The following is a 19,700-nucleotide window of genomic DNA, read 5'->3' on the forward strand; positions in this document are numbered from 1 at the left end:
TGGCGACACCACGCCCGATGTCAAGCCGTGACGAAGTCCGCCAGGTGCTGCGACTGCGCCAGCCGGCTCGGCTCGTGCACGTACATCATGTGCCCGGCCTCGTAGTACTTGAACTCGACGTTGCCGCGCAGCTCGGCGGGGATCTCCAGGTGCGCGAACGTGTGCTCGGAGGCGTAGTACGGCGTCGCGCCGTCGTGGTAGCCGCAGGCCACCTGGACCCGCAGGTGCGGGTTGGCGCGCATCGCGGCGGCCAGCTTGTCGGCCACGTTGATGTGCTGCCCCTCGAACTCCTTGAACGACCACGGGTGCACGTCGCTGCTGATCGCCCGGTACGGCAGGTCGTTGTGGAAGCCCAGCTCGCCGCGCAGGTAGTGGTTGATCGCCGCGGTGTACGGGCCCATGATCGCGTCGAAGGACGGGTCGCTGGTCCAGTGCTCCCGGCCGTAGTCGGCGTCCCAGCCGGTGAACCGCCCGTCCAGCCGCCCGACCGTGCGCCGCCGCGAACGCAGCAGCTCGGTGAAGTAGCGCACGTGCTCCGGGCGCAGGTTCACCCGGTCCACGTAGTCGGGGTCGAGGCCGCTGAGGCGGGCCAGGGTGCCGATCGCGGCGGTGCGCTCGGCCTCGGTCAGCCGCGCGCCCCGCTCCAGCGCCCACGGGTAGGTGCGCTGGGCGAACTCCTCCGCCTCGGCCAGCACCTCGGGCAGCGGGCGGTCGCCGTGCAGGCCGTGGTAGTGCGCGATGGCCGCATACGTCGGCAGGAACAGCGGGTACGCCAGATCCAGGTGCGGGTGGAACTCCAGGGTGCCGATGTTGAGCACGCTGGACACGAGCATCAGGCCGTTGAGCCACATGCCGTGCCGGTCCTGCAGGTGGTGGGCCAGCGCCGCGGCGCGCAGCGTGCCGTAGGACTCGCCGCACAGGAACTTCGGCGAGGTCCAGCGCCCGTGCCGGGACGTCCAGAGCCGGATCAGCTCGCCGACGCTCTCCACGTCGCCGGTGAAGCCGTGGTAGTCCTTGCTCTTGCCGCCCTTGACCGCCCGGGAGTAGCCGGTCGACACCGGGTCGATGAAGACCAGGTCGGAGTGGCGCAGCAGGGTCTCGGTGTTGTCGGTCAGCCCGTACGGCGGGCCGGTGAGCGCCCCCGCGTCGCCCATCACCACCCGGCGCGGGCCGAGCAGGCCCAGGTGGAGCCATACGCTGGACGAGCCGGGGCCCCCGTTGAAGGCGAACGTCACCGGCCGCGTCCCCGGGTCGGCCCCGTCCAGCGTGTACGCGACCACGAACATCTCGGCCTTGGCCTGGTGCCCGTCGAACGCGTCCTCGGTGTGCGACTCCCCGCGCAGCACGATCCGGCCCGCGGTGGCGGTGTAGCGCAGGCCGGCGACCTGGTGATGGGTGACGCTGAGGTCGTCGGCCGGCTCGGTGTCGGGGGTCGGCGCACCGTTCTTGCTCTGCTCGTCTGCCATGGCGACAGACCCTACTGCGCAGGCCGCTAGGCTGCCGCTCCCCGGCGCAGGCCGATGCTGCCCCCGGTCTCCAGCCGGTAGCCGAAGCCGTGCACGGTCGACAGTGCCGCGCCGTGCGCGCCGAGCTTGGCCCGCACCCGGCGCACGTGCACGTCGACGGTGCGCTCGCCGCTGAACTCGTGCCCCCACACCGCCCGCATCAGCTGCAGCCGGGTGAACGCCGCCCCGGCGTGCCGGACCAGGAAGAACAGCAGCTCGAACTCGCGGCGGGTGAAGCGCACCGCAGCGCCGTCGACGTCGACGGTGCGGCTGACCGTGTCGATGACCACCGGGGTCACCGTCGACACGGCGGCGGGCGCGGGCGCCGGGGTGGCGATCTCGCCGTCCCAGATCGTGTCGCGCAGCGGCTCGGCATCGGCCAGCGCGTGCACCAGCCGGGTGGCGGCGCTCGCCGCGTCCGGGCCGGTCAGCTTGAGGGTGAGCGTGACGGTGAGCGGCTCGTCCGCGCCGTCCGGGATGTGGGCGGGGGACTGGCCGAGCAGGGTGGGGAGCGCCGCGCCGGTGTACGCGGACTCGGGCAGCAGGGTCGTCGTCATGTCGAAACTCCTGGTCGTTGCGGGATCGCGGGTGGGCTGCGGTGCGAGCGACCGGCGACATCGGAATGTGCGCTGCACGTGACCCTCCACGAGCGACTCAGCAAGTACCCGGCCAGCTTAACTCCTCAATTCCTATCGGTCTAGTAGGAAATTAAATCCTCTCGACCCGGTCGACGACGCGCCGCCGCCCTCATGCGCGAGGCTCCCACCCCGCCGAGAGAACAGCCGGGTGGGAGCCCTGATCACCGGGTGGCGCTCAGGCGCGGTGAGCGGCCTCGTGGGCGAGCAGCCAGCGCTTCACGTCCAGTCCCCAGCGATAGCCGCCCAGCGAGCCGTCGGTACGCAGCACCCGGTGGCACGGCACGATCAGCGCGACCTGGTTACGGGCGCAGCCCTGCGCCGCCGCGCGCACCGCCGCCGGGCGTCCGGTCAGCTCGGCCAGCCGGGTGTACGTGATCGGCCCGTCCAGCGTGCGCAGCATGTCCCAGCACTGCTCCAGGTACGCCGTGCCGTGCTGGGCGACCGGGACGGCGTCCAGCGCCGCCAGGTCGCCGCCGAAGTAGGCGCGTACCGCGTCCACGGCCTTCTCCGGCACCTCGCCCGGGGCGGCCCAGCCCGCGGGCAGCTCGGTGCCGAAGACCGCGGCGGTGACGGCGGTGCCGTCGCCGGTCATGGTGAAGGGGCCGGCGGGAGTCTCTATCGTGATCATGCTGCTCTCCAGAGTCGGATCTGTGCGTACGAGCGCCACGGCCGCCAGCGTTCGGCATGCCGGGCGAGCGCCGCGGGGTCGTCGGGCAGGCCGAGCGCCTTCGCGCCGCGCCGGGTGCCCAGGTCGGTGGTCAGCAGGACGTCCGGGTCGCCGAGCGCGCGCAGCGCGACGTAGTCGGCGGTCCACGGGCCCACTCCCGGCAGCGCCAGCAGCGCCTCCCGGGTCGCTGCCCGGTCGCTGCCCGCGTCCAGCCGCAGCCCGTCCCGCACCGCCTCGGCCAGCGCCCGCAGCGTCCGCCGCCGCGCGACCGGCATCGCGAACACCTCATCCGGCAGCACCAGCACCTGCTCCGGCGTCGGAAACCCGGGCATCGTGCCCTGACCTGGCTGCAGTTTCGGGGAAACTGCAGCCAGGCGGGCTGACATTCCCGCAGTTTCCCCGAAACTGCCGCTCCGTTCGGCGGCCGTGCGGGTTCCCGGACGGTCGTCCAGGCCGGTGGCGGGGTGCCGGGTTGGTGCGGGCCGCCCGAGCTCGGCGTCGTCGAGGGCGGCTGCGGCGGCGCAGAGGCGGGCGAGGACGGTGCGGGCGCCGGAGACGCTGATCTGCTGGCCGACGACGGCGCGTACGGCCATCTCGAAGCCGTCCACGCTGCGCGGCAGGCGTACCCCCGGCTCGGCGGCGACCGCCGCGCTCAGCGCGGGGTCGGCGCCCAGCACCGTGTCGACCGCCGCCGGGTCGGCGTCCAGGTCCAGCAGCCGCCGGCAGCGCGCCACCGCCGGGGTCAGGTCGCGCACGTCGCTCAGGTGCAGCAGCGCTGCGACGTGCCCGTCCTCGGGCCACAGGGTGGCCGTCGCCGGACCGTGCGGCAGGCGCAGCGCCCGCGTGTAACGCCCGTCGCGGTACTCGTCCACGCCCGCGATCGTGCGCATGGCGAGGAACCCGAACAGCGACTGCGCGTGCAGCGGCGCGCGGTAGCTCAGCTTCAGCGCCACCGTGCCGTCCACCGGCGCGTCCTCGCGCCGCAGCGCCGACGGCGCACACCCGTACACCTCGCGGAACGTGTCGTTGAACTGCCGGATGCTGCCGAACCCCGCCGCGAACGCGATCTCCGACAGGCTCAGCCCCGTCTTGCCGATCAGCGTCTTGGCCGTCTGCGCCCGCTGGGTCCGGGCCAGCGCCAGCGGCCCCGCCCCCAGCTCCTCGGCCAGCAGCCGGTGCAGATGCCGCTCGGTGTACCCGAGCCGCGACGCCAGCTCCGGCACCCCGCCCCGGTCCACCACCCCGTCCCCGATCAGCCGCACGGCCCGCGCCGTCACATCGGCCCGGCTGTCCCACTGCGCCGACCCCGGCACCGCATCCGGCGCACACCGCTTGCACGCCCGGAACCCGCTCCGCGCCGCCGCCGCCGCACTCGGAAAGAACCGGCAGTTCTCCACCTTCGGCGTCTTCGCCGGACACGACGGCCGACAGTAAATCCCCGTCGACGTCACCCCGGTCCAAAACACCCCGTCAAACCGCGAATCCCGACTGCTAACCGCCCGGTAATACCTATCCACGCCCCCCACCCTCCCCCGCCCCCGCCCTCGCTGCTAGCGGAAATCGGACCTCACCCCTCTCCCGCGCCGATCTTGCGTGAACTGTGGGTACGACACGCGCTAACCGGGCAAAAGGGCAACAGTTCGCGCAAGATCGACGCGATCTTGAGGGGCTGGTCACGTGGGGGTGGGCGGGAGGGCGGGGATAGACGGGGTGGGACGTAAGCTGTTCTGTCGTGAGCCTCAGCATCGGGATCGTCGGCCTGCCCAACGTCGGCAAGAGCACCCTGTTCAACGCGTTGACCCGCAACAACGTGCTCGCGGCGAACTACCCGTTCGCCACCATCGAGCCCAACGTGGGCGTGGTCGGGCTGCCCGACGCGCGGCTGGACAAGCTCGCCGAGATCTTCGGCTCGCAGCGCATCCTGCCCGCGCCGGTGAGCTTCACCGACATCGCGGGCCTGGTCAAGGGCGCCTCGAAGGGGCAGGGCAAGGGCAACGCGTTCCTCGCGAACATCCGCGACGTGGATGCGATCTGCCAGGTCGTCCGCGCCTTCAGCGACCCGAACGTGGTGCACGTCGACGGCAAGGTCTCGCCGAAGGACGACATCGAGACCATCAACACCGAGCTGATGCTCGCCGACCTGCAGACCGTCGAGAAGGCGCTGCCCCGGCTGGAGAAGGAGGCCAAGCTCCGCAAGGACCGCGCCGGCATCCTCGCCGCCGCGAAGGCCGCCCGCGACCTGCTCGACAGCGGCACCACCCTGTTCGCCGGCGCGGCCAAGGCCGGCATCGACCTCGCCGAGCTGCGCGAGCTGCACCTGATGACCGCGAAGCCGTTCCTGTACGTCTTCAACGTCGACGAGGCCGAGCTGGGCAACGAGGAGTTCCTCAACGAGCTGCGCGCGCTGGTCGCCCCGGCCGAGGCCGTGTTCATGGACGCGAAGATCGAGTCCGAGCTGATCGACCTGTCGCCGGAGGAGGCGGCCGAGATGCTGGAGGCCATCGGCCAGTCCGAGCCCGGCCTCAACCAGCTGATCCGGGTCGGTTTCGGCACGCTCGGCCTGCAGACCTACCTCACCGCGGGCCCGAAGGAGGCGCGCGCCTGGACCATCCCGGTCGGCGCGACCGCCCCCGAGGCCGCCGGCGTCATCCACAGCGACTTCCAGCGCGGCTTCATCAAGGCCGAGATCGTGGCGTACGACGACCTCGTCGCGGCGGGCTCCATGGCGGCTGCCAAGGCCGCCGGGCGGGTCCGCATGGAGGGCAAGGAGTACGTCATGGCCGACGGCGACGTGGTGGAGTTCCGCTTCAACGTCTGAGCTTCGGAGACGAGCGCCTCCTGCGGGATCCGGCTGGATCCGGGGACCGGGCCTGACGTGAAGCCCGGGTCATTGGATCCAGCCTGCCCCCGTTCCCGCTGGAAGGTCATCCGCGCCGGTCGGCCCGGCGCAGCATCTCGTCAGTCTCGGGGTCGGGCAGGAGCTCCCGGACCTCCTGCGCGCAGCGGCAGGCGACGGCCATCTTGGCGGCCCACTCCAGCGCTTCCTCGCGGGTGGCCACCTCGACCACGGAGAACCCGCCGACGACCTCCTTGGTCTCCGGGTAGGGGCCGTCCGTGACCATCCCGTCCGTGGCCACGATGCTCGCCCGCTGCCGCTCCAGCCCCGCGCCGTACACCCACACCCCGGCGTTCACGGCCTCCTGGACCACCGCGTGCGAGGCCTTGCCCACGTCGGCCATCTCCTCGGCGGGGATGTGGTCCATCGCGCCGTCATTGAACGAGATCAAGTATCGCGTCATCGCATGACTCCCTGGTCCGGGCGGCTTCCACCGGCCGCCGCTCACCTCTGCTACGAACGGCTCGCCTGAGATCCGACGCTATACCCGGAGAATTTTTGAAGGTCCGCCATACACGAAAGGAGCCGGCCGCACCAGCGGCCGGCTCCTCGCGTTCCAACCGGTCTACTGCTGGTTCACGTAGAAGTAGAAGTACGCCAGGTCGGACACGGTGCCGTCGGCGCTGGTGCTGCGCACCTGCAGCAGGTAGCCGCCGGTGGACGCGGGCGTCCAGGCGATCGCCGCCTTGCCGTCGGCGCCCGCCGGCACGGTGACCTCGTCCTCGCTGCCGATGCGGTACGTGTACGACACGACGTTCTGCGCCCGGGGGCTGAACCCGAAGCTGATCGGCTCGCCGACTTGCCCGGCGGTCTGGCCCCACTGGACACCGTGGGAGTCGATGACGGGCGAGACCGAGTCGACGATGAAGTCGTAGTACGCCGCCTCGGACTCGGTGCCCCCGGCGGTGCGGGAGTACACGATGACGCTGTGCCAGCCGGAGGTGGTCGCCGTCCAGGACACGGTCGCCACGCCGTCGGCGTTCGCGGCCACGGTCTGCGGCTCCTGACCGTCGACGGACCAGACGTACTCCGTCACGCCCGCCGTGTGCGGGCGGAAGGTGAAGGTGCCGGTGCTGCCCATCGGCTTGCCGGTCTCGGCGTAGGGCCAGTCCGGCGAGGAGACGTACGGCGTGGTGGCGGCGATGAGATACGTCCAGCCCTCGCTGGAGCGCAGCCCGGCCGCGGTGACGCTGCGGACCCGGATCTCGGTGTAGCCGTCCTGCGGCGTCACCTCGACCTGCGCGGTGCCGTCCGCCGCGGCGGTGACGGTCTGCTCGGGGCCGTAGTTCACGGTGTACACGTACGACACCACGTCGCTCATGTTCGGGCGGAACACGATGCGCCGGGCCTGGCCGAGCCACCCCTGCGGGTCGAGGTCCTCGATGGTGGGCGAGGTGGGCCGGACGTAGAAGTCGTAGGTCGTGCTCTCCGACGGGTTGCGGGCCTTGTCGTAGGCGCGCACGTGGAGCTGGAGCGGGCCGTCCTCGGTCGGGGTGATGGTCACCGTGGCGTTGCCGTTCGCGTCGGCCGCGACGTACGACGAACCCTGCCAGCCGACGGTGTAGGAGAAGCCGTCCAGGTCGGCGACGCCGGGCATGCTGAACGTGAACTGCCCGGGGACGCCGCCGCCACCGGCCCACTCGTCGCTCGGATAGTCGGTCGAGGTCACCGTGGGGGCGCCGGCCGGGCGGACCGTGTCGACGGTGAAGCGGCACTCCTCGGACCAGCCGGTCTCCGCCTCGTTGTCGGTGGCCTTGACCTGGAACGCGTACGTGCCGTCGGTCAGCGAGTCGTAGGGCAGCTGGAGCTGGATCCGGGACTCCGGCGAGGTGGAGATGCCCACGTTGGCGTACTCCCGGCGGGCCGACGGGTCGGCGACCGGCCAGATGGCGAACGTGGCGTAGACGAAGTCGGTGCCGCCGGTCTCGTTGACGTCCGGGTCACCGGTCTGCGCGCTGAGCACCGGGGACCGGCTGCTGATCAGCAGCGGTTCCGGTCCGGCGCACGACGAGTAGTCGACCTTGAGCGACGTCGGCGTGTGCGGCGTGGTGTTGGCGTTGATCGAGATGCCCAGGCCGCGGTCGAAGGTCCGGCCGAGGTGCACGTTGCCCTCGTTGTCCTCCGGGATGCGCAGCTCGACGGTGAGCGTCGCGTCCGCGCGGGTGATGGCGTCCCGCACCGCCTCCAGCGCGTCGAACTCCAGGTAGCCCGAGGGGCAGCCGTAGTAGCTGAGGGTCAGCTCGCCCAGCTTCGCGATCGGCGCGGGCGGGTTGTTCCAGGTGGTCTGCGCGGTGACGGGTGCGGTGCGCCATACCTCCACGCGCCGCTGCTTGTCGCAGTCGGCGACCTCGACCTCGCGCGCCACGCCGTAGGCGGTCTTGATGGTCTTGCCGCGGTAGGCGGCCAGGTCGAAGGTGAAGTACGAGCGCGAGACGTGCTTCTTGTGGTCGTCGTCGCGCCAGGCGCCGACCGGCGCGTGGCCGGGCACGCCGACGTGCGCGGTGTCGGGCGTGAACGAGTCGGTGTAGGCGAGCGAGTCCGCCCGCTTGAACGTGATCAGTGATGCGCCCGCAGGTGCGGCGCCCACGAGCACCGTCGCGGCGGCGGTCGCCGCCGACAGCGCGGCGGCCATGGCGAACCGCCATCCCCCGTGTCGGTTGTGCACGAAATACCTCCCCAGGAATGTCAGGTCACGGCGCGATGCCGGACGGCGAAAGTGTAGGAGGATCCGCCACGCCGGACGGACCCGTTTTCACCGGGCCTCCACATCGTGGGGTCGGCCGTCCGGGTAGGTTGCCCGCGTGGATGCCTGCCTGCGCCTGGCCCTGCTCGAAGCCGCCTACACCGACGATTTCGTGGGACGGGTGCGGGACCGCCCGGTCGCGGAGCTCAGAGCCCGACACGTCACGGTGAGCGAGTGGCCGGGATGACGGCGTCCGGTGCCGCCCGGACGTGGGGCCGGGCGATCGTCACGCCGGCCGCCGTCCCGGCGGGGACGCTGTCCGCGGCGCCGCAGCCGGTGCTGTCCGCCCCGGGCGGCCTGGTCCTGCGGCCGTGGGAGGCGGCCGACGCGCCGGTCTTCCTGGCCGCGTATCAGGATCCGGCGATCCGGCGCTGGCACACCCGGCAGCCGTCGTGCGAGGAGCAGGTGCTCGCCTGGTTCGCGCAGTACGGCCTCGCCTGGGCGCAGGAGACCGGGGCGAGCTGGGCGGTGACCCGCGACGGCGGCGAGGTGCTGGGCCGCCTCGCGCTGGGCGGGATGAACCTCGACGACGGCGTCGCCGGGTGCGCGTACTGGATGCTCCCGGCCGCCCGCGGCGCCGGGGTGGCCTCCCGGGCGCTGGCCGCGCTGAGCGGCTGGGCGCTGGGCGAGGCGGGCTTTTACCGCCTGCACCTGGACCACTCGACCCGCAACCCGGCCTCCTGCCGGGTCGCCGTCAAGGCGGGCTTCCTCCTGGAGGGCACCAAGCGCAGCGACGCCGTACACGCCGACGGCCGCCACGACATGCACCTGCACGCCCGCATCAGGAGCGATGTCGTGGACATGCCACAGACGAGCGGCGATGTCATAGGCTGCGAAGCCCCTCGGCGAGAAGAGACGACGTGACCCACCACCCGGCGCAGACCTTGCGGTTCCTGGTCCCCGCGATCCTGCTCACGGCGGCGGGACTGTTCTGCACGGCCCTCGCCCTCGACGATCCCCAGTCCACCGAGTCCGCGTTCTACTCGGTGCTCGCCAACGTGCTGCTCGTGCTCGGCGTGATCAACTTCGCGGTGCACTCGGTCGCGGTGCTGCTGCGCCGCCACGAGATGTGGCGCAACAGCCATTTCACCGAGGTCATCGAGACCGAGGAGTGAGTGCCGGAGCTGCTCACGGGAGCGGCGCAGCGTGCGGCAGAGATGGATCACGGCCACGGTGACGGACTGGACCGCCCGCCTGCCGGCGGTGCCGGGCTCACCGCGTCAGGCGGCGTCCGGGTTGCTCAGGACGTAGCGCAGGAAGCCGCTGTGCGGGGTGTAGCGGTCGTAGAGGGCGCGGGCCCGGTAGTTGTTCTCCCGGGTCTGCCAATAGAGCCGGGACCAGCCGTTGGCGCGCGTCAGCTCCCACAGCCGGTCGATCAGCAGGCCGCCGACGCCCCGGGTACGCGCCGCCGGGTCGACGAAGAGGTCCTGCAGGTAGCAGACCGGGGCGAGGGCGGACGTGCTCTCGTGCAGCAGGTAGTTCGCGATGCCGACGACCTCCCCGCCGCTCTCCGCGACGATCGCGTACACCGGCGCGTGCTCGTCCATGATCCGCGCCCAGGTGTGCCGGGTGACTTCCTCGACGGGTTCGCGCTCGTAGAAGCGGGTGTAGGCGTCCCACAGCTCGCGCCAGCGGGGCTCGTCGAGTGCGGTCACCGGCCGGATCGCTACTTTGATCATGGATGCGGATGGTACGCGCCTCCGGTCAGCGCCGGTTTGCCCCGAGCCTTGTGGCGAGCGCGACCAGCCCCGCGTCGGCGGCGCGGCCCGCGTACCCCAGGACCGTGGCGGACGCGAGCATGACGACCCAGGACGGCGTGCCGGGCTGGGTGTCGCTCCAGGCGAGGTACAGCGCGACAGCGGGGCAGCAGAGCAGGAAGGTGATGATCTCGGAGGCGATGCGCCACGGCCGCGGCAGCCCGTAGACGCCCTGCGGCTGCTCGTCCGGCGCGACCGGGACGCCGGTGATCCGCGCCTGCCGGCGAGCGAGGAAGCGCTCCTCGAGGTCGATCGCGAACAGTGCCGCGAACTGCGCCGCGCATACGGCCGCCGCCGTGGCGAGCCACCACGGGGTGTCCGGGTAGCCGCTGCGGACCAGCACGAGCAGCGGCAGACCGAGCAGCACCAGGGCGGCCGTATGCCGGGCGAGCCGGCCGGGCGTGGTCTGCGGCGAGCGGAGCGCGCTCATGGAACCTCCGGTCGGGGATGACCGGATCATGGTGAGGGATGGCGCGGGCTTCCGCTACCCTGCCGACGGGGGACGGTTCACTCGCTGAGGGACCGGTAGGCGGCTTCGACGCGGGCGGCCATGCCGATCTCGGCGTCGGTGAGGGCGCCGTTGTCCCCGGCGCAGAGCTGGATCTGGGTGCGGCCGTCGAGGCGGCGGATGTGGGGGCGGATCCCGAAGGTGTCCGCGGCGACCGAGATGCGCTCGGTCATCACCGCGTGCTGGGTGTCATCGAGGGGGAGGGTGCGCTTGAGGCAGTCGCCCTCGTGGACCCATCCCTTGAGCTGCGAAAGTGCGTCGCTGATGTAGTCGCGTCGCTGGCCCCGTCTCCAGACCGCGCCCATCCGCACCTCCGATACCTCCCAGGCGACTGATACCGGCTTGTGGCCGAATCTTGTCCGCGCCGACACTTCGGTGAGACCTATCCTGCCTGCAATCTCGGCGCGTGTCCACGCGCACAAAACCGACTTCCTGCACTTCACGGGACGGTGTGTGCAGCGCGGACTCGTCCGGTGACACCGTGTTCACCATGACGGCCGTTTGTCTGGCACGCTGTCCGCCGTGCCTAACTTCTCCTCCGAGATCCGAATCATCGTCGGTGCTGCCATCATCTCCGACGGGCGCGTGCTGGCCTGTGAGCGTTCCGAACCGGCCGAGGTGGCCGGTCGGTGGGAGTTTCCTGGCGGAAAGGTGGAGCCGGGTGAGACCGAGCACGACGCGCTGGTCCGCGAGTGCGAGGAGGAGCTGGGCGTCCTCGTCGAGGTGGGCGAGCGCGTAGGCGACGACGTCCTCCTCGGCCACGGCCGCGCCGTCCTCAAGGTCTACACCGCCACCCTGCTCAAAGGCGTCCCGCAGCTCATCGAACACGCCCAGCTCCGCTGGCTGTCCGCCGACGAACTCCACACCGTCCCCTGGCTCCCCGCCGACGCCCCCATAGTCGCCGCCCTCCCCAAATTCCTCCCCTGACCCACCCACCCCACCCCCACCCCACCCCTCTCCCGCGCCGATCTTGCGTGGGTTGTGGGTGCGACACGCGCGAAACGGGCATATCCCTAACACTTCGCGCAAGATCGATGTGATCTTCGGTCAGTGCCATGGGCTGAGGAGTGGGCGGAGCGTCGTGATGATGCGGTGGGGGTGGGCGTAGAGGTCGCGGTCGGTGAAGTGGCGCATGCGCCAACCCTGGGCGGCCAGCCAGTTGCCGCGGAACCGGTCATGGCGCATGCGGTCGTGAGTCAGGTGGGTCTGGCCGTCGTACTCGACGCCGACCTTGAGTTCCTCGTAGCCGAGGTCGAGGCGGAAGCGGCCGACCTCGAACTGTGGCTCGGGACGCGGCAGGCCGCCGTCGACGATGACCAGCCTGAGCTGGCTCTCCTGGCGGCACTCGGCGCGGCCGTCGGCCAGGGGCACCAGTTCGCGGGCCTGGCACACGCCGCGCAGGCCGCCGTGGGTGACGAGTTCCGCCGCCAGCAGGTCGGGAGTGACCGCGTCGGCGCGCAGCGCGGCGTCGAGGATGGGCAGGGCGTCGATGCGGCGGACCGTGCGGGCCAGGGTCACGGCGACACGCTCGGGCGGCAGCAGCGGGACGCCGTGCAGCCAGCTCGGCTCCGGGAGCGGGAGCACGGACTCGCCCGCTCGGACGCCGGTCAGCCTCGGGTGGGCGTACCCATGCGGGATCGTGACGTGGATCAGCGGGGAGGGTGACACGCCGAAGCCGTACCAGGTCGCGGCGGTGGGCCCGGACAGCCTGGCCTCTGCCGGCAGCAGCGCGAACAGCGCCTGCACCCGGCTGATCTCGTCGGTGTCGAGCGCGTAGACGCCGCGCCAGGGTCGGCGCAGGTGCCCACGGTGGTGCGCCGTCCTCAGGTTCTGAACCGAGATGCCCTCAGCGCTGAGCTGCCGGAACGTGGCGGGAACAGACATGAAGGAGAGGGTGCGGGCCGATGGAGCCAAGCTCCACCCGCACCGCACCCTCTCCTGTGGACAACCCCACCGTTGTGTACAACCCCCTGATCAAGCCGCCCCTGTGCTATGGGCTTGGTTCAAGATCGCATTGATCTTGCGCGAAGTGTTAGGGATATGACCGCTTTGTGCGTGTCGTACCCACAGTTCGCGCAAGATCGGCGCAACGAAGGGGTCAGCGGTCGGGGTGGTAGTAGTTGAGGGATTTGGGGTCTACGGGGAAGGTGATGTTGTCGCCGAAGGGGCTCGACGCCGCGGAGCGGTCGGAGAGCATTTCGTTGAGGTTCACGTGTCCCTGGTCGTTGACCTCGGGGCCCTGGGGGGCGCGGGTCTCGCGGCCGAAGTCGACGGGGGCCTTGTCGTCGGCCACGGTGACGGGGCCGGCGTGCACGGTCGGGCCGGCCGGCACGGTGGTGGCCAGCTGGTCACGGCGGAGAATCTTGCGTCCGAATACCACGAGCGGATCATAGCGGCGATCCACGACCCGTTCCTTCATGGGGATGATGGCGTTGTCGGTGATCTTGATGTGCTCGGGGCAGACCTCGGTGCAGCACTTGGTGATGTTGCAGTAGCCGAGGCCCTGGGACTGCTGCGCGATCTCCTTGCGGTCGGGCCGGGCGTCGAGCGGGTGCATGTCCAGCTCGGCGGCGCGGATGAACAGGCGCGGGCCGGAGAAGGGCGGCTTGTTCTCCTCGTGGTCGCGGACCACGTGGCAGGTGTTCTGGCACAGGAAGCACTCGATGCACTTGCGGAACTCCTGCGAGCGGTCGACGTCGACCTGCTGCATCCGGTACTCGCCCGGCTCGACGCCGGCCGGGGGCGCGAACGCCGGCATCTCGACGGCCTTCTGGTAGTTGAAGGACACGTCGGTGACCAGGTCGCGGATGACCGGGAAGGTGCGCAGCGGGGTGACCGTGATGGTCTCGTTCTCCTCGAAGGTCGACATCCGGGTCATGCACCCGAGCCGGGGCATACCGTTGATCTCCATCGAGCAGGAGCCGCACTTGCCCGCCTTGCAGTTCCAGCGGCAGGCCAGGTCGGGTTCCTGGGTGGCCTGCAGCCGGTGGATGATGTCGAGCACGACCTCACCCTCGTTGACCTCGACCTGGTAGTCGTTGAGCTGACCGCCGGACGCGTCGCCCCGCCAGACCTTGAATTGACGCAGGGTCACGACAGCTCCTCTTCCGTCATGTACTTGGCCAGCTCGGACTTCTCGAACAGGGCGAGCAGGTCGGGGGTCATCGTCGGGATCGGCTGGTGGGTCAGGTCCACGTCGCCGTCGGGGGTGAGCGAGCAGATCAGGTTGACCTGGCGCCACTTCGAGCTCATCTTCGGGAAGTCCTCGCGGGTGTGACCGCCGCGCGACTCCTCGCGCTCCAGCGCCGCCTTCGCGGTGCACTCCGAGACGACGAGCATGTTGCGCAGGTCCAGGGCCAGGTGCCAGCCCGGGTTGTAGCGGCGGCCGCCGGCCGCGCCGACCTTGCGGATGCGCTCGCGCAGCTCGGCGAGCCGGGCCAGCGACTCCTCCAGCTCGCCCTTGCGGCGGATGATGCCGACCAGGGTGCCCATCACGTCCTGCAGGTCACTCTGCAGCGTGTACGGGTTCTCGCCGCCGTCGCGGGCCAGCGGGGTGAGCGCCTCCTCGACCGCCGCGGCGACCTGGGTGTCGTCGACCTTGGGCCGCTTGCCGAGCTGGTCGGTGTACGCGGCGGCGTACTCGCCCGCGCGCTTGCCGAAGACCAGCAGGTCGGACAGCGAGTTGCCGCCGAGCCGGTTGGAGCCGTGCATGCCGCCGGAGACCTCGCCGGCCGCGTAGAGGCCGAGCACGCCCGGCGTGGCCGCGGTGTCCGGGTCGACCTCGACGCCGCCCATGACGTAGTGGCAGGTCGGGCCGACCTCCATCGGCTGCGTGGTGATGTCCACGTCCGCCAGCTCCTTGAACTGGTGGTACATGGAGGGCAGCTTCTTGAGGATCTCCGCGGCGGGGCGGCGCGAGGCGATGTCCAGGTAGACGCCGCCGGCCTTGGTGCCGCGACCGGCCTTGACCTCGGAGTTGATGGCGCGGGCCACCTCGTCGCGGGGCAGCAGCTCCGGGGGGCGCCGGTTGTTGTCGGGGTCGGTGTACCAGCGGTCGCCCTCCTCAGGCGTCTCCGCGTACTGCTTGCGGAAGACGTCGGGGACGTAGTCGAACATGAACCGCTTGCCCTCGGTGTTCTTGAGGACGCCGCCGTCGCCGCGCACCGACTCGGTGACCAGGATGCCCCGCACCGACGGCGGCCACACCATGCCGGTCGGGTGGAACTGCAGGAACTCCATGTTGATCAGCTTCGCCCCGGCGCGCAGCGCCAGCGCGTGACCGTCGCCGGTGTACTCCCACGAGTTCGAGGTGACCTTGTACGAGCGGCCCACGCCGCCCGTCGCGAGCACCACCGCGGGCGCCTCGAACAGGACGAACTCGCCGGACTCGCGGTGGTAGCCGAACGCGCCCGCGATGCGCTTCTCGCCGGTGGACGAGTCGAGCAGCAGCTCGGTGATGGTGCACTCGGCGAAGACGCGCAGCCGGGCCTGGTAGTCGCCGTACTTGGCCTTGTCCTCCTGCTGCAGCGAGACGATCTTCTGCTGCAGGGTGCGGATCAGCTCCAGGCCGGTGCGGTCGCCGACGTGGGCCAGGCGCGGGTACTCGTGGCCGCCGAAGTTGCGCTGCGAGATCTTGCCGTCTTTGGTCCGGTCGAACAGGGCGCCGTAGGTCTCCAGCTCCCAGATCCGGTCCGGTGCCTCCTTGGCGTGCAGCTCGGCCATCCGGTAGTTGTTCAGGAACTTGCCGCCGCGCATGGTGTCGCGGAAGTGGACCATCCAGTTGTCGTTCGAGTTCACGTTGCCCATGGCGGCGGCCGCGCCGCCCTCGGCCATGACCGTGTGCGCCTTGCCGAACAGCGACTTCGAGATGATGGCGACCTTCTTGCCGGCCAGCCGGGCCTCGATCGCGGCCCGCAGGCCGGCGCCACCGGCGCCGATCACGACGACGTCGTACCAGTGCTTCTCAATGTTGACCATCTGTGTCACCCCTCGCGGCTCAGCCGATGAACCGCAGGTCGGACCACCAGTTGGCGGCCAGGCCCATGATGTAGAAGTCGGTGATCGCCAGCGTCGCCAGCGTGATCCAGGCCAGGCCCATGTGGCGCGCGTTCAGCTTGGACACGAAGGTCCACGCCCGGTAGCGCACCGGGTGCTTGGAGAAGTGCTTGAGCCGACCGCCGATGATGTGGCGGCAGGAGTGGCACGAGATCGTGTACGCCCACAGCATGATCACGTTGATCCACAGGATCACGTTGCCCAGGCCGAACCCGAAGCCCGTCGGCGAGTGCATCGCCAGGACGGCGTCCCAGGTGTTGATGAGCGAGATCAGGGCCGCCGCGTAGAAGGCGTAGCGGTGCGCGTTCTGGAAGATCAGCGGGAAGCGGGTCTCGCCGGAGTACTTCGCGTGGCCGTCGGGCACGGCGCAGGCCGGCGGGGACAGCCAGAACGACCGGTAGTACGCCTTGCGGTAGTAGTAGCAGGTGAGCCGGAAGAGCAGCAGGAACGGCAGGGACAGGGCCGCGAACGGGATGAGCGGGTTGTCCGGGATGAACCGTCCGAACTCCGCTGCCGCCGGATAGCAGCCCTTGGAGACACAGGGGGAGTAGAACGGGGTCAGGTAGTGGTAGGCGTCGATCCAGTACCACTTCTGCATGAACACCCGGACAGTCGCGTACACCACCCAGGCGGTGAGCCCGATGACCGTGAGTACCGGCGCCAGCCACCAGCGGTCTGTGCGCAACGTCTTGGCGTCGATCGCGGCGCGCGGTTTCGCGCCGGTCGGCCTCGTTGCCGTCGTCGTCATCTCTTCGTCGCTCCCTGAGCTACCAGTGGGGAACACGTGCGTGGATCAATCACGGACACGTTACGCCGAAAGATGTCGATCATGTGACCGGGGACACTGTGACGTACGGCATCGCCACCCAGCCGTCCCCGGACACGGATCACGCGCCGACCCCCGCTTGATCACCTGTCTTGCCTGGCAAACGGGCGAATTGCGAGCGCGGATACGCCCATTTGCCAGGCAAGTCAGACGATCAAGAAGGCGCCCGTCAGCCGCTCGCGCCGCCGGTGAGGTTCCAGGAGGCCAGGTGGAGCGCCGGGGAGGCCCAGGCGCCGAGGAACATTCGCGACGGTTGCGGCACCGCCTCGGTGCCCACGGCTAGCACCGCGCCGGGGGCGAGCGCCTCCGGGTAGAGCTGGGTGAAGCGCATGTTGCGCACCGGACGGGTGACCTCGCCGTCCTCGATCAGCCAGACGCCGTTGCGGGTGAGGCCGGTCAGCGCGAGCGTGCGCGGGTCGAGCACCCGGGTGTACCAGAGGTCGGTGATGAGCAGGCCGCGGGCCACCCGCGACACCATCTCGGCCACCGTGGCCGAGCCGGGCGCGAAGCCCAGGTTCTGCGGGACCGGCCCGAACGCCGGGCCGAACGATCCGGCGTGGCCGGTGGACGCGCCGCCACCGGTCGCGGCGGTGCGCCGGTCCTGCGCGAGCGCCGCGGTCACCCCCTTGTCCACCAGCGCCAGGCGGGTGCGCGGGGTGCCCTCGGCGTCGTACGGCTCGCGCGGGTCGTCGTACAGCGTGATCGCCTCGTCGAACTGCTGCGTGCCGGGCTCGGCGAAGCAGCGGCGCTCCTGGTACGCCTTGGCGTTGAAGCCGAAGTAGGAGAAGTTGGTGAGCAGGTCGGACACGGCCTCGGGTTCGAGCACCACCTCGTACCGGCCGGGCGGCAGCTCGATCGGGTCGGCCTGGCCGCGGGCCTTCGCGGTGGCGCGCGCGCCGAGTGCCGCCCCGTCCAGCTCGGACAGCGCGATGCCGGAGCGGCGGGCGACGCCGTCGGCCCCGGCGTCGCGGGCGATGCCGTCCATGTCGGCGGTGGTCGCCGCGGCGGTCAGCGCCTGGCCGGCCGAGTTGCGGAACGCGCCGGTCCAGTAGCCGGTCTGGCAGTAGCCTGCCGTCTCCAGCCCGCCCGCCGCGTCGACGAAGTCACGCACCCGCGCGGCGCGGTCGTCGGGGGACGCGTCCCGGGTCGCCGCGTCCACCTCGCCGGCCAGCGCGAGCGGGGTGGGCGGGGCCAGGCCCGGCCAGCCCGGGTCGCGCGGCGCGGAGCGGACCGCCGCCGCGGTGCGCGACACCAGCGAGGTGAGCCCCTCCGCGCCGGTCAGCGTGGTCGTCGTGGAGATCGTGCGGCCGTCGAGGTGCGCCCGCAGCTTCACGCCCATCGTGTCCTCGGTGACGTTCTGGTGGATGCGCGAGTTGGCGAACCGGGTCAGCGCCCGGTGCACCGCGTCCACGCTCACCTCGATCTCGGCGCCGGGCAGCTCGCGTACCGCCAGGCCGAGCACCTGGTCGGCGATCTTGTCCACACTCATGCGCGCACCCCCACGCGGACGTTCTGGAAGCGGGCCGGGGCCGACGGGTGGCCGGTGTGCCCGGACTGGGCGGGCTGGCCCTTGCCGCAGTTCGGAGTGCCCCAGTACTCGATCTCGCGGGAGAGCATGTCCATGGACTGCCAGAACTTCGGGCCGATGCCGGTGTAGGTGGGGTTGCGCAGCATGCGGCCCCGCCTCCCGTTCTTCACCTCGTACGCGATCTCGCAGCCGAACTGGAAGTTGAGCCGCTTGTCGTCGATGGACCAGGAGCGGTTGTTCTCCATGAACACCCCGTCCTCGGTCTCGGCGATGATCTGCTCCAGCGTGTGCGGGCCGGGCTCCAGGCCCACGTTGGTCATCCGCACCATGGGCAGGCGGGCCCAGCCGTCGGACCGCACGCTGCCGCCGTAGTCGAGCCCCGCCAGCGCCGCCGAGTCACGCCCGGCCAGCACGCCGACCCAGATGCCGTCCTGCACGGCGTAGCGCTTCTGCGCCGGGGTGCCCTCGTCGTCGAAGCCGAAGCTGCCCAGCGCGCCGGGCAGGGTCGGGTCGATGGTGACGTTCATCAGCTCGGAGCCGTAGCGCAGGCTGCCGAGCTGGGCCAGATCGAGCCAGGAGGTGCCCGCGAACGCGGCCTCCCAGCCGAGGATGCGGTCCAGCTCGATGGCGTGCCCGACCGACTCGTGGATCTGCAGGAACAGCTGCTCGGGGCCGAGGATCAGGGTGGTCTCGCCGGCCGGGCACAGCGGCGCGGTGAGCAGCGCGCGGGACTCCTCGGCCAGCCGCGGCGCGTGCGCCAGCAGGTCGAGGCCCTGCACCAGCTCCCAGCCCTGCGTGCCGTACTGGCCGCGGGAGGCGGGGTAGGAGCGCACCTGCGTCTCGCCCTCGCCGATCGAGGTGGCCTGGATGCCCGCGCCGCACTCGCGCACGTGCTGGTCGATGCGGTGACCCTCGCTGGACACGAACCACTTGCGGGTGTCCCAGATCTGGTAGAGCGCGGTGGCCTGGTCCGCGCCGTGCTCGACCATGGTCTTGGTGGCGTGGGTGAGCAGGTCGCCCTTGTCCGACAGCGGCACCGCGAGCGGGTCGACGCGGCACTCGCTGGCCCAGGTGGCCTGGTTGACCGTGGTCGGCACCAGGTCGGCGGCGGGCCCGGCGACCCGGGCGCTGGCCTTGGCGATGGCCGTGGCGCGGGCCCCGGCCAGCCGGGCGGCGCTGTCCGACAGGTCCGGCACGGCGTAGAAACCCCAGCTCGAACCGACCAGCGCGCGTACGCCGATCCCGGCGGACTCGTCCGAGTTGAGGTCCTCGACCTCACCGTTGCGCGCGTCCATGGACTCGTAGCGCCGGTGCATCACCCGCGCGTCGGCGTAGCGCGCGCCCGCGTCCAGGGCCGCCGCCACCGCCGCCTCCGCGACGTCGAAGAAGCTCATGATCGCCACCCTAGTCCGATGGCTCCCGTCGCGTCGCCCGCGTGCCGTGATCGCCCCGCTCGCGGCACTCGCGTTGATCGTCCGACTTGCCTGCCGGAGCAACCGTCGCCGACACTCTTTCGGCTGCTCAGCCGCGGAATCTGTCCGATCGGCCGGGCGGCGTTAGCCAGTTGTTACGTACCG

Annotated in this window: 19 protein-coding genes; 4 read left to right on the forward strand and 15 right to left on the reverse strand. The window is 71.0% G+C overall.

All coding sequences use genetic code 11. The features are described from left to right. Window positions 1–20: 20 nt before the first annotated feature. The 4 genes from CS0771_RS09710 to CS0771_RS09725 all read right to left on the reverse strand — a co-directional run bounded on the left by CS0771_RS09710 (window position 21) and on the right by CS0771_RS09725 (window position 4,336). Window positions 21–1,466, reverse strand: a complete 1,446-nt coding sequence (locus tag CS0771_RS09710; RefSeq protein WP_212840683.1) for a S10 family peptidase — start codon at window positions 1,464–1,466, stop codon at window positions 21–23. Window positions 1,467–1,492: 26 nt separating this feature from the next. Beyond that, the gene (locus tag CS0771_RS09715; RefSeq protein ID WP_212840684.1) at window positions 1,493–2,062 is read right to left on the reverse strand and encodes a winged helix-turn-helix domain-containing protein; all 570 of its coding nucleotides are present in this window, start codon (window positions 2,060–2,062) and stop codon (window positions 1,493–1,495) included. 256 nt (window positions 2,063–2,318) lie between these two features. Next, window positions 2,319–2,771, reverse strand: a complete 453-nt coding sequence (locus tag CS0771_RS09720; protein ID WP_212840685.1) for a methylated-DNA--[protein]-cysteine S-methyltransferase — start codon at window positions 2,769–2,771, stop codon at window positions 2,319–2,321. Further along, window positions 2,768–4,336, reverse strand: coding sequence for a DNA-3-methyladenine glycosylase 2 family protein (locus CS0771_RS09725; RefSeq protein ID WP_212840686.1), 1,569 nt, complete (start codon window positions 4,334–4,336; stop codon window positions 2,768–2,770). Before CS0771_RS09725 ends, CS0771_RS09720 begins: the two co-directional genes overlap by 4 nt. 206 nt (window positions 4,337–4,542) lie before the next feature. Between CS0771_RS09725 and ychF the strand changes: the two genes are divergently transcribed. Beyond that, the gene (gene ychF, locus CS0771_RS09730) at window positions 4,543–5,628 is read left to right on the forward strand and encodes a redox-regulated ATPase YchF (protein ID WP_212840687.1); all 1,086 of its coding nucleotides are present in this window, start codon (window positions 4,543–4,545) and stop codon (window positions 5,626–5,628) included. A 106-nt stretch (window positions 5,629–5,734) separates the two neighbouring features. On the opposite strand, the gene CS0771_RS09735 is transcribed toward ychF, so the two are convergent. Further along, the gene (locus tag CS0771_RS09735) at window positions 5,735–6,109 is read right to left on the reverse strand and encodes a YciI family protein (protein WP_212840688.1); all 375 of its coding nucleotides are present in this window, start codon (window positions 6,107–6,109) and stop codon (window positions 5,735–5,737) included. A 162-nt stretch (window positions 6,110–6,271) separates the two neighbouring features. Beyond that, a complete protein-coding gene (locus CS0771_RS09740; RefSeq protein ID WP_212840689.1) occupies window positions 6,272–8,371 on the reverse strand; it encodes a hypothetical protein in 2,100 nt (699 codons plus the stop codon). 261 nt (window positions 8,372–8,632) lie between these two features. On the opposite strand from CS0771_RS09740, the gene CS0771_RS09745 reads away from it, so the two are divergent. Then, the gene (locus CS0771_RS09745; protein ID WP_212840690.1) at window positions 8,633–9,313 is read left to right on the forward strand and encodes a GNAT family N-acetyltransferase; all 681 of its coding nucleotides are present in this window, start codon (window positions 8,633–8,635) and stop codon (window positions 9,311–9,313) included. Then, the gene (locus tag CS0771_RS09750; RefSeq protein WP_212840691.1) at window positions 9,310–9,564 is read left to right on the forward strand and encodes a hypothetical protein; all 255 of its coding nucleotides are present in this window, start codon (window positions 9,310–9,312) and stop codon (window positions 9,562–9,564) included. Before CS0771_RS09745 ends, CS0771_RS09750 begins: the two co-directional genes overlap by 4 nt. A gap of 105 nt (window positions 9,565–9,669) precedes the next feature. On the opposite strand, the gene CS0771_RS09755 is transcribed toward CS0771_RS09750, so the two are convergent. The 3 genes from CS0771_RS09755 to CS0771_RS09765 form a co-directional block, all read right to left on the reverse strand. Beyond that, window positions 9,670–10,128, reverse strand: a complete 459-nt coding sequence (locus CS0771_RS09755) for a GNAT family N-acetyltransferase (protein WP_212840692.1) — start codon at window positions 10,126–10,128, stop codon at window positions 9,670–9,672. A 25-nt stretch (window positions 10,129–10,153) separates the two neighbouring features. Further along, window positions 10,154–10,636, reverse strand: coding sequence for a hypothetical protein (locus CS0771_RS09760; protein WP_212840693.1), 483 nt, complete (start codon window positions 10,634–10,636; stop codon window positions 10,154–10,156). 77 nt (window positions 10,637–10,713) lie between these two features. Then, entirely contained in the window at window positions 10,714–11,019 is a 306-nt protein-coding gene (locus tag CS0771_RS09765) for a 4a-hydroxytetrahydrobiopterin dehydratase (RefSeq protein ID WP_203743050.1), read from the reverse strand. Between the two features lie 244 nt (window positions 11,020–11,263). On the opposite strand from CS0771_RS09765, the gene CS0771_RS09770 reads away from it, so the two are divergent. Beyond that, on the forward strand, window positions 11,264–11,641 hold the full coding sequence (locus tag CS0771_RS09770; protein WP_212845740.1) for a (deoxy)nucleoside triphosphate pyrophosphohydrolase: 378 nt from the start codon (window positions 11,264–11,266) through the stop codon (window positions 11,639–11,641). Between the two features lie 120 nt (window positions 11,642–11,761). On the opposite strand, the gene CS0771_RS09775 is transcribed toward CS0771_RS09770, so the two are convergent. The 6 genes from CS0771_RS09775 to CS0771_RS09800 form a co-directional block, all read right to left on the reverse strand. Continuing rightward, complete coding sequence (locus tag CS0771_RS09775; protein ID WP_212840694.1) at window positions 11,762–12,598, reverse strand: type IV toxin-antitoxin system AbiEi family antitoxin domain-containing protein; 837 nt, start codon at window positions 12,596–12,598, stop codon at window positions 11,762–11,764. A 214-nt stretch (window positions 12,599–12,812) separates the two neighbouring features. Then, complete coding sequence (locus CS0771_RS09780; RefSeq protein WP_212840695.1) at window positions 12,813–13,808, reverse strand: succinate dehydrogenase/fumarate reductase iron-sulfur subunit; 996 nt, start codon at window positions 13,806–13,808, stop codon at window positions 12,813–12,815. Continuing rightward, window positions 13,805–15,691, reverse strand: a complete 1,887-nt coding sequence (locus CS0771_RS09785) for a fumarate reductase/succinate dehydrogenase flavoprotein subunit (protein ID WP_212840696.1) — start codon at window positions 15,689–15,691, stop codon at window positions 13,805–13,807. The genes CS0771_RS09780 and CS0771_RS09785 overlap by 4 nt, the downstream gene beginning before the upstream one ends. A 19-nt stretch (window positions 15,692–15,710) precedes the next feature. Continuing rightward, window positions 15,711–16,517 carry a hypothetical protein gene (locus CS0771_RS09790; RefSeq protein WP_212840697.1) on the reverse strand — a complete coding sequence of 269 codons (807 nt, stop codon included), beginning with the start codon at window positions 16,515–16,517 and terminating at the stop codon, window positions 15,711–15,713. Window positions 16,518–16,764: 247 nt separating this feature from the next. After that, entirely contained in the window at window positions 16,765–18,084 is a 1,320-nt protein-coding gene (locus CS0771_RS09795) for a TldD/PmbA family protein (protein WP_212840698.1), read from the reverse strand. Next, complete coding sequence (locus CS0771_RS09800) at window positions 18,081–19,517, reverse strand: TldD/PmbA family protein (protein WP_212840699.1); 1,437 nt, start codon at window positions 19,515–19,517, stop codon at window positions 18,081–18,083. Before CS0771_RS09800 ends, CS0771_RS09795 begins: the two co-directional genes overlap by 4 nt. Between the last annotated feature and the right edge of the window lie 183 nt (window positions 19,518–19,700).

Source organism: Catellatospora sp. IY07-71 (genome assembly GCF_018326265.1).
In the GTDB taxonomy this organism is placed as follows: domain Bacteria; phylum Actinomycetota; class Actinomycetes; order Mycobacteriales; family Micromonosporaceae; genus Catellatospora.